Below are 13,653 nucleotides of genomic sequence, written 5' to 3'. Positions count from 1 at the left end.
CGCCGGATCGTGGCGCACACGTGTCGTTTCGGATCAACTCGACGTCGCGTCGTGACGAGACGCTGTCAAATTGCCGAAATAATTTCGTCACATCATTCGCCCCCGATTCGAAGCCGCCCCGGCTTCGCCGGGCCGATGAGCCGCCGTGCGCCGCGATGCGCGCCGCGCGACGCGCAGGGTAGCGACCGGATCCGAATCGTCACTTCCACGGAGAGAGACCATGCAACGCCGCCAGTTCATGAACACCCTTGCCGCGGCGACCGCTGCGACGTCGCTGATGCTCAAGGCCGGCACCGCCGACGCAAAGAGCGCAACCGCGCCGGACGCGCTGGACCCGGGCCGCTGGTCGCCGTTCAACGCCGCGCGCCTGCAGGCGGTGCTCGACCAGCATGGCGTCGCGAGCGCACGCTACGATGAGAAGCGCCGCCCGTACGCGGTGTTCGACTGGGACAACACGTGCATCATGAACGACTGTGAAGAGGCGTTGCTGATGTACCAGATCAACCATCTGCAATACAGGCTGACGCCGGACGAATTCGTCGCCGTGATGTGGAAGGACGTGCCGAAGGGCGCGTTCATGAAGGACTACACGACGGTCGACGGCAAGCCGGTGACGATGGAGGATCTCGCCGCCGACGTCGAATCCGACTACCGCTGGCTCTACGCGAACTACCAGGGTTTCGGCGGCAGCAAGAGCCTCGACGAGATTCGCGAGACCGACCAGTTCAAGGATTTCCGCGCGAAGCTGTACTTCATGTACGACGCGATCTGCGACACGCATCCGCTCGAAGTCGGCTACAAGTGGATCATCTATTTCTACAAGAACATGACGACCGCCGAGCTGCAGGCGATGGCGGAAGCGTCGGACAACTACGGGATCGGCGACGCGCTGCGCAAGGTCCGCTACGAAAGCCCGAAGACGCTGCCGGGCAAGGCCGGCGTCGTGGCCGACACGCATTTCCACGGCATTCGCATCCATGAGGAAATCCGCGCGGTGATGCACACGCTGCGCGCGAACGGCATCGACGTGTACGTGAGTACCGCGTCGCTCGACGATGTGGTGCGCGTGTTCGCCGGCCATCCGAACTACGGCTACGGCGTGCCGCCGGAGAACGTGATCGGCCTGCGCCTCGACATGCAGGACGGCAGGTACACGAGCACCTATCCGGCCGGCTGGCATTTCAACTGGGGGCCCGGCAAGACGGTGGGCATCCGCAACGTGCTCGAATCGAAGAAGGGCTACGGCCCGCTGCTGGTGTTCGGCGACAGCGACGGCGACGCGTGGATGCTGCGCGACTTCAAGGACACCGCGGCCGGCGTGATCGTCAACCGGATGAAGAAGGGCGAGATCGGCGCGGACAGCAAGCTCGCGGCCGGGCAGATCGGCCAGCCGGACGCACGCTTCCTGCTGCAGGGCCGCGACGAGCACACGGGCCTGATGATTCCCGACGAGAAGTCGATCAAGTACGGCAAGAGCGAGCGCAAGCTGCTGGCTTGAAGCGCGGCGGGCGCGGAGCGCCTTGCGCTCAGCGCTCGCGCGGCGGCCCGAAGCGCTCGAGCAAGGAACTCAGCAGGTCGACCGGCAGCGGAAACACGATCGTCGAGTTCTTGTCCGCGGCGATCGTCGTCAGCGTCTGCAAATAGCGCAGCTGCATCGCCTGCGGCTGCAGCGCGAGCCGCTGCGCGGCCTGCAGCAGTTTCTCCGACGCCTGCAGTTCGCCCTCCGCATGAATCACCTTCGCGCGCCGCTCGCGTTCGGCCTCGGCCTGCCGCGCGATCGCGCGGATCATCGTCTCGTTCAGGTCGACGTGCTTGATCTCGACGGTCGATACCTTGATCCCCCATGCGTCGGTCTGCGCGTCGAGCGTTTTCTGGATGTCGGCGTTCAGCTGCTCGCGCTCGGCGAGCAGCGCGTCGAGTTCGTGCTTGCCGAGCACCGCGCGCAGCGTCGTCTGCGCGAGCTGGCTCGTCGCCTCGAAGAAGCGCGCGACCTGGATCACGGCCTTCTCCGGATCGACCACGCGGAAATACACGACCGCATTGACCTTCACCGACACGTTGTCGCGCGTGATCACGTCCTGCGCGGGCACGTCGAACACGACGGTGCGCAGGTCGATCCGCACGACCTGCTGGACGATCGGGATGATCAGCACGAGCCCCGGCCCCTTCACCTTCCAGAAGCGGCCGAGCATGAACACCACGCCGCGCTCGTACTCGCGGAAGATGCGGATCGACGACGCGACGAGCACGACGACGAAGACGATCAGGACGCTGCTGAAGCCGAACGTATAGCCAATCATTGTTGTTCTCCCTTTACGACCGAAGTCGGCGGCGTGTCATAGAGCGGGGCGACGGTGAGCAGCAGCCCGTGGCGCCCGGTGACGCGCACGCGGCAGCCGGCGGCGAGCGGCGCGCTGCTGGCCACGCGCCAGCGCTCGCCGTGTACGCGCGCCCAGCCCGCGGCGGACGGTTCGGGGCCGCCGGCCGTTTGCGGCTGGTCGGGCACGAGGCCGTCGTCGAGCACTTCGCCGATGCTGCCGACCATCGCCTCGGCACCCGTCACGACCGGGCGCCGCCGCACGCGCAGCGCCACGCTCGACACGCCCGCGACGAGCAGCCCGCCGCCGAGCGCGAGGCTCGCGATCACGGGCCACGGAATCCCGTAGCCGGGCACGTCGGTGTCGATCAGCATCAGCGCGCCGATCGTGAACGACACGATCCCGCCGAAACCGAGCACGCCGAAGGTCGGCAGGAACGCCTCGGCGACCAGGCAGCCGAGGCCGAGCAGCACGAGGCCGAGGCCCGCGTAGCTGATCGGCAGCAACTGCATCGCGAACAGCCCGACCAGCAGGCAGATCGTGCCGGCGACGCCCGGCAGCACGAAGCCGGGGTTCGCGAACTCGAAGAAGAGGCCGTAGATGCCGATCGTCAACAGGATCAGCGCGACGTTCGGATCGGCGATGATCGCGAGGAAGCGGCTGCGCCAGTCGGGTTCGACGATGACGAGCGGTGCATGCGCGGTCGCGAGATGCCGCGCGCCCGCGGACGTCGTCACGGTGCGGCCGTCGAGCTGGCGCGCGAGGTCGGCCGGATCTTGCGCGATCAGGTCGACGACGTGCTGCGCACGCGCCTCGCTGGCCGACAGGCTGACGGCTTCGCGCACCGCGCGCTCGCCCCATTCGGCATTGCGCCCGCGCAACTGCGCGAGGCCGCGGATGTAGGCGGACGCGTCCTGCATCGCCTTGCGGATCTCGGTCGATTGCGTGTCGCTGGGCAGCGTGCCCGATGCGCCTGACGCGCCCGACGCGGGCGACGCTCCTCCTCCGCCGGTCGGCGACGGCGGGGTGCCCCCGGGCGCCCCGCCGATGCCGAACTGCACCGGCGACGCCGCGCCGAGATTGGTGCCGGGCGCCATCGCCGCGAAGTGGCTGGCATAGACGATGTAGGTGCCCGCGCTGGCGGCCCGCGCGCCGCCCGGCGCGACGAACGCGGCGACCGGCACGGGCGAGCCGAGGATCGCCTTGATGATCTGCCGCATCGACGTGTCGAGGCCGCCGGGCGTATCGAGCTGCAGGATCGCGAGCGGCGCGTGCTGGCGTGCCGCACGGTCGAGCGAGCGCACGATGAAATCGGCGCTGGCCGGCCCGATCGCGCCGTTGATCGGGATCACGATGATGGGGGGATGGGCCGCGGGCACGTTCGCGGCGCGCGGCGCCGCGGCGACGGCGCACACGACGAGCAGCGCCGCGAACAGTGCGGCGCGCGCGACCCGCGCGGACAGCGGGTGGTGGGAATGTCGGCCCGACGCGTCGGGCGTCGGCAGATGCCAATGGCGTTGGAAGCGCATCGACCGTCCGGACGGCGCGCGGCTGCGCGCCGTCCGGCCCGCAGGAAGGGCGCTGGCCCGATGCTTAAAGATTAGGCGGTTTCGGCGGAAAGCGCGATGGCGGGGCCGGAGTGGCGCTCGCCGCTCGCCGCTCACCGCTCGCCACTGGCCGTGCGCCACGAAATCAGCGCGCGTCGGCCCCGCGCGCGAGCACTTCGTCGCGATAGTCGGCCGGGCTGCGCCCGCTCCATTTGCGGAACGCGCGGTAGAACGCGCTCGGTTCCGCGAAACCGGTTGCAGCCGCGACGTCGGCGATCGTGCGCGCGGGGTCGGCCAGCGCCTCGAACGCGAGGTCGCGCCGCAGCGTGTCCTTGATCGACTGGTACGCGTGGCCTTCCTGGTGCAGCTTGCGGCGCAGCGTGGCCTCGGCCACGTGCAGCCGCGCGGCCATCCCGCCCGCGCCCGGCCACGCGGCGGGCGGCATCCCGCGCAGCACCGCGCGCACGCGCTGCGCGAGCGCGTTCGGGTTGCGGTACTTGACGATGAAGCTGGCCGGCGCGTTGCGCAGGAACGTCTTCAGCGACTTCGCGTTCTGCACGACCGGCAGCGTCGCGAATTCGGGATCGAAATCGACATACGAATCGGGTTCGTTGAAACGCATGTCGTCGCAGAACATCGACGGGTATTCGTGGTCGGCGGGCGGCGTATCGCAGCGGAAGCTCGCATGCAGCAGCGGGATGCGCCGCCCGATCAGCCAGCAGGTGAGCCCGTAGACGATGATGAAATAGGTCGCGTACGTGAACATCGCCGGCGTCGCGCCGTTGTTGCGGTGCACGAAGCGCAGCCGCACGCGCTGCGGGTTCGCGTCGAGCTCGGCGTGCAGGTCGTCGAGCACGCAGTGCATGAAATTCACCGCGCGCGCCATCGCGTGCAGGCCGTCGCGCGCGGTGAGCGCCGCCTGGCTCATCGCGATGAAGCTGCCGCTGCGCATCGGGTGGCGATCCTGCCCGAAAAACTCGTCGTCGAGCGTGCGCGCGATCGCGTTCCACAGCGCGCCGTATTGCTGCGCGGACACGCGTGCGCGCGGCTGCCCGAGCAGCGCCGGGGCGATGCCGGCCTGCGCGAGCAGCGGTTCGGCCGCGACGCCGCGCCGGGTCGCGAGCGCGACGCTGTAAGCGACGAGACTGATCGCGACGGTTCCCTTGTCTTCCTGCTTCATCCGTGCCGCCGGTATGGCAAAAACGCTCAGTGTAAATGAGCGGCGCGAGCATCGAACAGTCGCGCGTGCTTGCCTACACTTGTTGCATCGAAACGCAAGGACGGTCGCGCCCGGCGGCCGCGGGAGACAGCAGCACCATGGACGAGCTTTACACCGAAGACCAGCGGATGATCCGCGATGCCGCGCGCGCCTTTGCCACCGAGATGCTGGCGCCGAACGCGGCACAGTGGGACCACGACGCGCACCTGCCCGACGCGATCGTCGCGCAGCTCGGCGAACTCGGCCTGCTCGGGATGATCGTGCCGCAGGAGCTGGGCGGCTCGTATACGGACTACGTGGCCTATGCGCTGGCGATGGAAGAAGTCGCCGCCGGCGACGCCGCGTGCGCGACGATGATGAGCGTGCACAACTCGGTCGGCTGCGGGCCGATCCTCGGGTTCGGCACGCCCGCGCAGAAGGATCGCTGGCTGGCCGACATGGCGGCGGGCCGCGTGATCGGCGCATTCTGCCTGACCGAGCCGCAGGCCGGCTCCGAGGCGAACAACCTGCGCACGCGTGCGGAGCTGCGCGACGGCAAATGGGTGCTGAACGGCGCGAAGCAGTTCGTGACCAACGGCCAGCGCGCCGGCGTGGCGATCGTTTTTGCCATGACCGACCCGGAAGCCGGCAAGCGCGGCCTCTCCGCATTCCTGGTGCCGACCGACACGCCGGGCTTCATCGTCGGCAAGCCCGAGAAGAAGATGGGCATCCGGGCATCGGATACGTGCCCGATCACGTTCGAGAACTGCGCGATTCCGGAAGAGAACCTGCTCGGCAATCGCGGCGAAGGCTTGAAGATCGCTTTGTCGAATCTCGAGGGCGGCCGCATCGGCATCGCCGCGCAGGCACTCGGCATCGCGCGCGCCGCGTTCGACAAGGCGCGTCGTTATGCGGGCGAGCGCGTGCAGTTCGGCAAGCCGATCGCCGAGCATCAGGCGATCCAGCAGAAGCTCGCCGACATGGCCGTGCAGATCAACGCCGCGCGCCTGCTCGTGCATCACGCGGCGAAGCTGCGCACGGCCGGCTTGCCGTGCCTGTCGGAAGCATCGCAGGCGAAGCTGTTCGCGTCCGAGATGGCCGAGCGCGTGTGTTCGGACGCGATCCAGATCCACGGCGGCTACGGCTACCTGGCCGATTACGAAGTCGAGCGCCACTATCGCGACGCGCGCATCACGCAGATTTACGAAGGCACCAGCGAAGTGCAGCGGATGGTGATCGCGCGGCAGCTTTGAGCGCCGCGCCGGTTGCCCGGTGACAGCAGCCAGCCCCAGAGACCGAAAAATGGCCGGGGCATCGCGAAGCGCGGGGGCTTGTGAGTCCGTCGCGCCGCGCAACATGGAGACAGGAGACGAAACGATGACGGTACAGGCATTCCTGAACGCACGCGACTTTCTGCTGCGCTATCGCACCGACTACGAAACCGCGTACCGCGATTTCGAATGGCCGGTGCTCGACGCGTTCAACTGGGCGCTCGACTACTTCGACCCGATGGCGCGCGGCAACGACCAGCCCGCGCTGTGGATCGTCGACGCGGCCACCGGCACGGGCGATCCGTATTCGTTCGCGCAGATGTCCGAGCGTTCGTCGCGCGTCGCGAACTGGCTGCGCTCGATCGGCGTCGTCCGCGGCGACCGCATCCTGCTGATGCTGCCGAACCGGGTCGAGCTGTGGGACGCGATGCTCGCCGCGATGAAGCTGGGCGCGATCGTCCTGCCTGCCACCACGCAACTGTCGCCCGACGACGTGCGCGACCGCGTGCAGATCGGCGGCGCGAAATACGCGATCGTCGACGAGCACGAAACCGCGAAATTCGACCAGCCCGACCTCGGCCTCGCGCAGAAGATCGTCGCCGGCGCGCCGCGCGCGGGCTGGCTCGCGATGAACGACGGCTATGCGGCGAGCGCCGAATTCGCGCCGGACGCCGTCACGCACGCGAACGATCCGATGCTGCTGTACTTCACGTCGGGCACGACGTCGAAGCCGAAACTCGTCGAGCATACGCACCGCACCTATCCGGTCGGGCACCTGTCGACGATGTACTGGGTCGGCCTGCAGCCGGGCGACATCCACTGGAACATCAGCTCGCCGGGCTGGGCGAAGCACGCGTGGAGCTGCTTCTTCGCGCCGTGGAACGCGCAGGCCTGCGTGTTCGCATTCAACTACGCGCGCTTCGAGCCGAAGGTCGTGCTCGATGCGCTCGTCAAATACCAGGTGACGACGCTGTGCGCGCCGCCGACCGTGTGGCGCATGCTCGTGCAGCAGCCGCTCGCGTCGTTCGACGTGAAGCTGCGCGAGATCGTCGGCGCGGGCGAGCCGCTGAATCCCGAGATCATCGAGCGCGTGAAGAAGGCGTGGGGCATCGCGATTCGCGACGGCTACGGCCAGACCGAGACGACCTGCCTGATCGGCAACTCGCCGGGACAGCCGGTGGTCGCGGGCTCGATGGGCCGGCCGCTGCCCGGCTACCGGATCACGCTGCTCGACCCGGACGGCGCGCCCGTGACCGAAGGCGAGGTCGCGCTGCCGATCGGCGCCGACGTCACGCGCCCGGTCGGCCTGATGAAAGGCTATGCGAACAACCCCGATGCAACCGCCTACGCGATGCGCGACGGCCACTACCGCACGTCGGACATCGCAATGCGCCGCGACGACGGTTATTACGTGTACGTCGGCCGCGCGGACGACGTGTTCAAGTCGTCCGACTACCGGCTGAGCCCGTTCGAACTGGAAAGCGTGCTGATCGAGCATCCGGCGATCGCGGAAGCGGCCGTCGTGCCGAGCCCCGACCCCGTGCGGCTGTCGGTGCCGAAGACCTTCATCACGCTGCGGCAGGGCTACGAGGAAAGTCCCGAGCTCGCGCTGGAGATCTTTCGTTTCTCGCGCGAGAAGCTCGCGCCTTACAAGCGCATCCGCCGCCTGCAGTTCGCCGATCTGCCGAAGACGATCTCGGGGAAGATCCGCCGCGTCGAGCTGCGCCGCCGCGAGATCGAGCGGGGCGACGACGCGAGCGCGCGCATGCCCGGCGAATACTGGGAAGAAGATTTTGCCGCCGAACTGAAATGACGTGACCGCGGGCCGCGCGCGTCGCGCGGCCCGCCGATGCATCGAACCGGCCGCCCGCGCGCTGCGTCGCGCGGCGGCACTCCCAAGGAGAATCAAGCGATGAACGCGAATCCGACGCCCCACGCGGGGCAAGACGTGCCGACGGTCAAGCTGCTGATCGACGGCGAATTCGTCGAATCGAAGACGCACGAGTGGCGTGACATCGTCAACCCGGCGACGCAACAGGTGCTCGCGCGCGTGCCGTTCGCGACCGTCGCGGAAGTCGACGCGGCCGTGCAGGCCGCGCACGCCGCGTATGCGACGTGGAAGAACACGCCGATCGCCGCGCGCATGCGCATCATGCTGAAGTTCCAGGATCTCGTGCGCACGAACCAGCAGCGCATCGCGAAGACGCTGACGGCCGAGCAGGGCAAGACGATTCCCGATGCAGAAGGCGACATCTTCCGCGGCCTCGAAGTCGTCGAGCACGCGTGCTCGATCGGTTCGCTGCAGCTCGGCGAATTCGCGGAGAACGTCGCGGGCGGCGTCGACACCTACACGCTGCGCCAGCCGCTCGGCGTGTGCGCGGGCATCACGCCGTTCAACTTCCCCGCGATGATTCCGCTGTGGATGTTCCCGATGGCGATCGTCTGCGGCAACACGTTCGTGCTGAAGCCGTCCGAGCAGGATCCGATGTCGACGATGGAGCTCGTCGAGCTCGCAATCGAGGCCGGTGTACCGAAAGGGGTACTGAACGTCGTGCACGGCGGCAAGGAAGTCGTCGACGCGATCTGCACGCATCCGCTCGTGAAGGCGATCTCGTTCGTCGGCTCGACCACCGTCGGCACGCACGTGTACAACCTCGGCAGCGCGCACGGCAAGCGCGTGCAGTCGATGATGGGCGCGAAGAACCATGCGGTGGTGCTGCCCGATGCGAACCGCGAGCAGACGATCAATGCGCTCGTCGGCGCCGGCTTCGGCGCGGCCGGGCAGCGCTGCATGGCGACGTCGGTCGCGGTGCTGGTTGGCGAAGCGCGCGACTGGCTGCCCGATCTCGTCGCCAAGGCGAAGCTGTTGAAGGTGAATGCGGGCGCGGAAGCCGGCACCGACGTCGGCCCGGTCGTGTCGAAGGCCGCGAAGGAGCGCATCCTGTCGCTGATCGAAGCGGGTGTGAACGAAGGCGCGAAGCTCGAGCTGGACGGCCGCGACGTGAAGGTGGCCGGTTACGAAAGCGGCAACTTCATCGGCCCGACGATCTTCTCGGGCGTGAAGACGGACATGTCGATCTACACGCATGAAATCTTCGGCCCGGTGCTCGTCGTGCTCGAAGCCGGCACGCTCGACGAAGCGATCGCGCTCGTCAACGCGAACCCGTTCGGCAACGGCGTGGGCCTGTTCACGCAGAGCGGCGCGGCGGCGCGCAAGTTCCAGAGCGAGATCGACATCGGCCAGGTCGGCATCAACATCCCGATCCCGGTGCCGGTGCCGTTCTTCAGCTTCACGGGCTCGCGCGGCTCGAAGCTCGGCGATCTCGGCCCGTACGGCAAGCAGGTCGTGCAGTTCTACACGCAGACCAAGACGGTCACCGCGCGCTGGTTCGACGACGACACGACGGCCGGCCCGGTGAATACGACGATCCGTTTGCACTGACAAGGGGCTGAACATGAAAATCGGTTTTATCGGCCTCGGCCACATGGGCGCGCCGATGGCGCTGAACCTGCTGAAAGCCGGCCACGACGTGCACGCGTTCGACCTGAGCGCCGACGCGTTGCGCGCACTGCAGGATGCCGGCGCACAGGTGGCCGGCTCGCCGCGCGACGCGGCCGCGCGCGGCGCGGCGTTCGTCATCACGATGCTGCCGGCCGCCCCGCACGTGCGCTCGGTGCTGTCCGGCGAGAACGGCGTGCTCGCCGGCCTCGGCGCGGGCGCGACCGTGATCGATTCGAGCACGATCGACCCGGCGAGCGCACAGGCGTTCGGCGCGCTCGTGCGCGAGCACGGCGGCGCGTTCGTCGATGCACCCGTGTCGGGCGGCACCGGCGGCGCGGCGGCGGGCACGCTGACCTTCATGGTCGGCGGCAGCGACGCGGACTTCGAGCGCGTGAAGCCCGTGCTCGCGGGCATGGGCAAGAACATCGTCCACTGCGGCGCGACGGGCATGGGGCAGGTCGCGAAGGTCTGCAACAACCTCGTGCTCGGCATCTCGATGGCGGCGGTGTCGGAGGCGATGTCGCTCGGCGTCGCGCTCGGCATCGACCCGAAGGTGCTGGCCGGCATCGTCAACACGTCGACGGGCCGCTGCTGGAGCTCGGACACCTACAACCCGTATCCGGGCGTGATCGACACCGCGCCGTCTTCGCGCGGTTACTCGGGCGGCTTCGGCACCGACCTGATGCTGAAGGATCTCGGTCTCGCGAACGACGCCGCGAAGCAGGCGCGCCAGCCGGTCTATCTCGGCGCGCTCGCGCAGCAGCTGTACCAGACGATGAGCAGCCGTGGCGACGGCCAGCTCGATTTCTCGGCGGTGATCCGCCTGTACCAACCGGCCACGAAGAAGGACGCGTGATGATCGAACTGGACTACGTCGGCGACGGCGCGATCGCGTGCGCGACGCTCAAGCGTCCGCCCGCGAACGCCTTTACCGCCGACGGGCTGCGGCAACTGCAGGACACCGTCGCCGAACTGAATGCGAACCCGCGCGTGCGCGCGCTGGTGATCACGGGCGATGGCCCGAAATTCTTCAGCGCGGGTGCCGACCTCAACACCTTCGCCGAAGGCGACCGCGCGGTCGCGCGCGCGATGGCGTCGCGTTTCGGCGCGGCGTTCGAGGCACTGCACGACGCACGTGTCGTGACGATCGCGGCGATCAACGGCTACGCGATGGGCGGCGGCCTCGAATGCGCGCTCGCGTGCGACCTGCGGATCGCCGAGACCCATGCGCAGATGGCGCTGCCCGAGCCGTCGGTCGGCCTGCTGCCGTGCGGGCTCGGCACGCAGACGCTGCCCTGGCTCGTCGGCGAAGGCTGGGCGAAGAAGATCATCCTGACCGGCGCGCGTGTCGACGCGGCCACCGCGCTGCGCATCGGCCTCGTCGAGGACGTCGTGGAGACGGGCGCGTCGCGCGATGCCGCGCTGGCGCTCGCGCACAACGTCGTGCGGCAGAGCCCGCACGCGGTCGCGTACAGCAAGGAGCTGATCGGCCTCGCGCGCCGCGGCGTGCCGCGCGGCGCGGCGCTCGCGGTCGAGCGCGAACGCTTCGTCGACCTGTTCGATACCAGCGATCCGCGCGAAGGCGTGGCCGCGTTCCTCGGCAAGCGTGCGCCGCAGTGGCACACCGATGGGGAGGGGCAACGATGAGCACGCCGGTCACGAATCACGACGCGTTCGCCGACGCCGCGCCCGAGGTGCTGTTCCGCGTGGTGAATCGCGTGGCGCTGATCACGCTGAACCGGCCGGCCGCGCTCAACGCGCTGTCGTACGCGATGATCGGCGAGCTGGCCGCGCTGCTCGAGCGCTGCCGCCACGACGACCAGATCGTCGCGGTCGTGCTGCGCGGGGCGGGCGAGAAGGGCTTCTGCGCGGGCGGCGACGTGCGCGCGCTCTACAAGATGGTCGCGCAGCGCGAAACCTGGCTGCCGTTCTTCGTCGACGAATACCGGCTCGACTACGCGATCCATACGTTCCCGAAGCCGGTGGTCGCGCTGATGGACGGCGTGACGATGGGCGGCGGGATGGGCCTTGCGCAGGGCGCCGCGTTGCGCGTCGCGACCGAGCGCAGCAAGATCGCGATGCCGGAAACGCGCATCGGCCTCGTGCCCGATGTCGGCGCGACGCATTTCCTGTCGCGCATGCCGGTCGAACTCGAGCTGTACGTCGGGCTGACCGGCGCGATGCTGTCGGGTGCCGACGCGCTGACCGCGAAGCTCGCGGATCTGTGCGTGCCGTCCGCATGGCTCGACACGTTCGAGACGCGCATCGAGAACCTCAAATGGGACGGCGACGTGCTCGCCGCGCTGCGCCGGGTGTTCGAGCCGCCGTGCAACGTGGTGCCGCATGCGGCGCTCGACGGCCAGATGCCGTGGATCGTGCGTCACTTCGACAAGCGCTCGACCGTCGAGCGGATCGTCGCGACGCTGAAGCAGGAACTCGCGCGCGACGAACTGTCGCGCGAGCACCGTCAATGGCTGCAGGCGACGCTCGATGCGCTCACCGGCCATTCGCCGACGATGCTGTACGTGACACGCGAGGCGCTGCTGCGCGGCCGCCAGATGACGCTCGCCGAATCGTTCCGGATGGAGCTCGGCATCGTCGCGCGAGCGATCGAGGAAGGCGACTTCTGCGAAGGCGTACGCGCGCATCTCGTCGACAAGGATCGCAAGCCGCGCTGGGCGCCCGCGTCGCTCGTCGAGCTGCGCGCCGAACGCGTGCGGCATTTCCTCACGTCGCCGTGGAAGCTGTTCGCGCATCCGCTCGTCGAGCTGGGCAACGCGTAAACACCGACCCTAGTCGGTGAACAGCGGCACGAGCGCGTCGACGAGCGCGTCGATCACGCAGCGCGTCTTGCGCGGCAGGTAGCGGGTCCGGGGCCAGACGACGTTGATCTCGCCCTGGTCGACGAAACAGCGTTCCCGCAGGACGACGAGTTCGCCGCGGCGCACGTATTGCGCGAGCAGCCAGCTCGGCAGCCAGGCGATCCCGAACCCCGCTGCGCCGGCCGCCGCGATCGCCTGCACGTCGTCGAAACTGAGCTGATGCCGGACGTCGACGCGCACCGCGCGTCCGTCCGCATCGCGCACTTCCCACGGCCGCGGCACGCCGCCGCGCGAATAAGCGATCGTCCGGTGCTGCGCGAGCGCGTCGAGCGTCGCCGGCGTGCCGTAGCGCGCGAGATACGACGGCGCGGCGCCGAGGCTCCCGTATTGCGTGCCGAGCCGCCGCACCGCGAGGCTCGTGCTGTCCGCGAGCGTGCCGATCCGCACCGCGAGGTCGATGCCTTCCTCGACGAGATCGACGAAACGGTCGGTGATCGACAGGTCGATCTGCAGATGCGGATAGGTATGGGCGAGCTCCGTCAGGATCGGCGCGACGCAGTGGTGCCCGAACGCGAGCGGCACGCTCAGGCGCAGCTTGCCGCGCGGCTCGTTGCGGCCGCAGTCGAGGTCGGCCTCCGCCGCTTCCAGTTCCGCCAGCGCGCGCACGCAGCGGTCGTAGTACGCCTGGCCGTCGTCGGTCAGGCTCTGGCTGCGCGTCGTGCGCTGCAGCAGCCGCGCACCGAGCCGCTTCTCGAGCCGCGCGACCGCCTTGCCGACGGCCGAACGCGTCATGTCGAGCCGCTCCGCCGCGAGCGCGAAGCTGCCGGCCTCGACCACCTGCACGAACACCGCTACCCCTTCCAGTCTGTCATCCATCGGATCGCTCGTTTGATTGGTGCCTTGCATTCCCGGGTCATGCGAATTGCATGAGTCAATGGGGAGTGAGGTTCCCAATATAGTACCGACTCCCGTTCATTACGCGACGCCACGACTCC

11 protein-coding genes are annotated in these 13,653 nt (G+C 68.7%); 7 read left to right on the top strand and 4 right to left on the bottom strand.

Features of this window, described 5'->3' with window-relative positions; all coding sequences use genetic code 11:
- Positions 1-220 precede the first annotated feature (220 nt).
- Complete coding sequence (locus WT26_RS31575; protein WP_059666638.1) at positions 221-1,498, top strand: haloacid dehalogenase-like hydrolase; 1,278 nt, start codon at positions 221-223, stop codon at positions 1,496-1,498.
- 28 nt (positions 1,499-1,526) lie between these two features.
- Here the strand turns inward: WT26_RS31575 and WT26_RS31570 are convergent, their stop codons facing one another.
- From WT26_RS31570 to WT26_RS31560, 3 genes are all read right to left on the bottom strand, one after another.
- Positions 1,527-2,300, bottom strand: coding sequence for a slipin family protein (locus WT26_RS31570; RefSeq protein WP_069274779.1), 774 nt, complete (start codon positions 2,298-2,300; stop codon positions 1,527-1,529).
- A complete protein-coding gene (locus WT26_RS31565; RefSeq protein ID WP_069274778.1) occupies positions 2,297-3,847 on the bottom strand; it encodes an NfeD family protein in 1,551 nt (516 codons plus the stop codon). Before WT26_RS31565 ends, WT26_RS31570 begins: the two co-directional genes overlap by 4 nt.
- A gap of 163 nt (positions 3,848-4,010) precedes the next feature.
- On the bottom strand, positions 4,011-5,045 hold the full coding sequence (locus tag WT26_RS31560) for an AraC family transcriptional regulator (RefSeq protein WP_069274777.1): 1,035 nt from the start codon (positions 5,043-5,045) through the stop codon (positions 4,011-4,013).
- A 137-nt stretch (positions 5,046-5,182) separates the two neighbouring features.
- Between WT26_RS31560 and WT26_RS31555 the strand changes: the two genes are divergently transcribed.
- From WT26_RS31555 to WT26_RS31530, 6 genes are all read left to right on the top strand, one after another.
- Positions 5,183-6,316 (top strand): acyl-CoA dehydrogenase family protein, encoded by a 1,134-nt coding sequence (locus tag WT26_RS31555; RefSeq protein WP_059525827.1) that lies wholly within the window; start codon positions 5,183-5,185, stop codon positions 6,314-6,316.
- Positions 6,317-6,440: 124 nt separating this feature from the next.
- Positions 6,441-8,147 carry an AMP-binding protein gene (locus tag WT26_RS31550; RefSeq protein ID WP_059525456.1) on the top strand — a complete coding sequence of 569 codons (1,707 nt, stop codon included), beginning with the start codon at positions 6,441-6,443 and terminating at the stop codon, positions 8,145-8,147.
- Positions 8,148-8,246: 99 nt separating this feature from the next.
- Positions 8,247-9,776, top strand: coding sequence for a CoA-acylating methylmalonate-semialdehyde dehydrogenase (locus WT26_RS31545; RefSeq protein WP_069274776.1), 1,530 nt, complete (start codon positions 8,247-8,249; stop codon positions 9,774-9,776).
- Between the two features lie 13 nt (positions 9,777-9,789).
- Positions 9,790-10,692 (top strand): 3-hydroxyisobutyrate dehydrogenase, encoded by a 903-nt coding sequence (gene mmsB / locus WT26_RS31540; RefSeq protein ID WP_069274775.1) that lies wholly within the window; start codon positions 9,790-9,792, stop codon positions 10,690-10,692.
- On the top strand, positions 10,692-11,483 hold the full coding sequence (locus tag WT26_RS31535; RefSeq protein ID WP_059525464.1) for an enoyl-CoA hydratase: 792 nt from the start codon (positions 10,692-10,694) through the stop codon (positions 11,481-11,483). The genes mmsB and WT26_RS31535 overlap by 1 nt, the downstream gene beginning before the upstream one ends.
- Entirely contained in the window at positions 11,480-12,619 is a 1,140-nt protein-coding gene (locus WT26_RS31530) for an enoyl-CoA hydratase/isomerase family protein (RefSeq protein ID WP_069274774.1), read from the top strand. The genes WT26_RS31535 and WT26_RS31530 overlap by 4 nt, the downstream gene beginning before the upstream one ends.
- A gap of 9 nt (positions 12,620-12,628) precedes the next feature.
- On the opposite strand, the gene WT26_RS31525 is transcribed toward WT26_RS31530, so the two are convergent.
- A complete protein-coding gene (locus WT26_RS31525) occupies positions 12,629-13,534 on the bottom strand; it encodes a LysR family transcriptional regulator (protein WP_069275213.1) in 906 nt (301 codons plus the stop codon).
- Between the last annotated feature and the right edge of the window lie 119 nt (positions 13,535-13,653).

This window comes from Burkholderia cepacia (genome assembly GCF_001718835.1).
GTDB classification, from domain to species: domain Bacteria; phylum Pseudomonadota; class Gammaproteobacteria; order Burkholderiales; family Burkholderiaceae; genus Burkholderia; species Burkholderia cepacia_F.
Note: the sequence above shows the minus strand (reverse complement) of the source record. Positions and strands in the feature narration are given on the sequence as shown.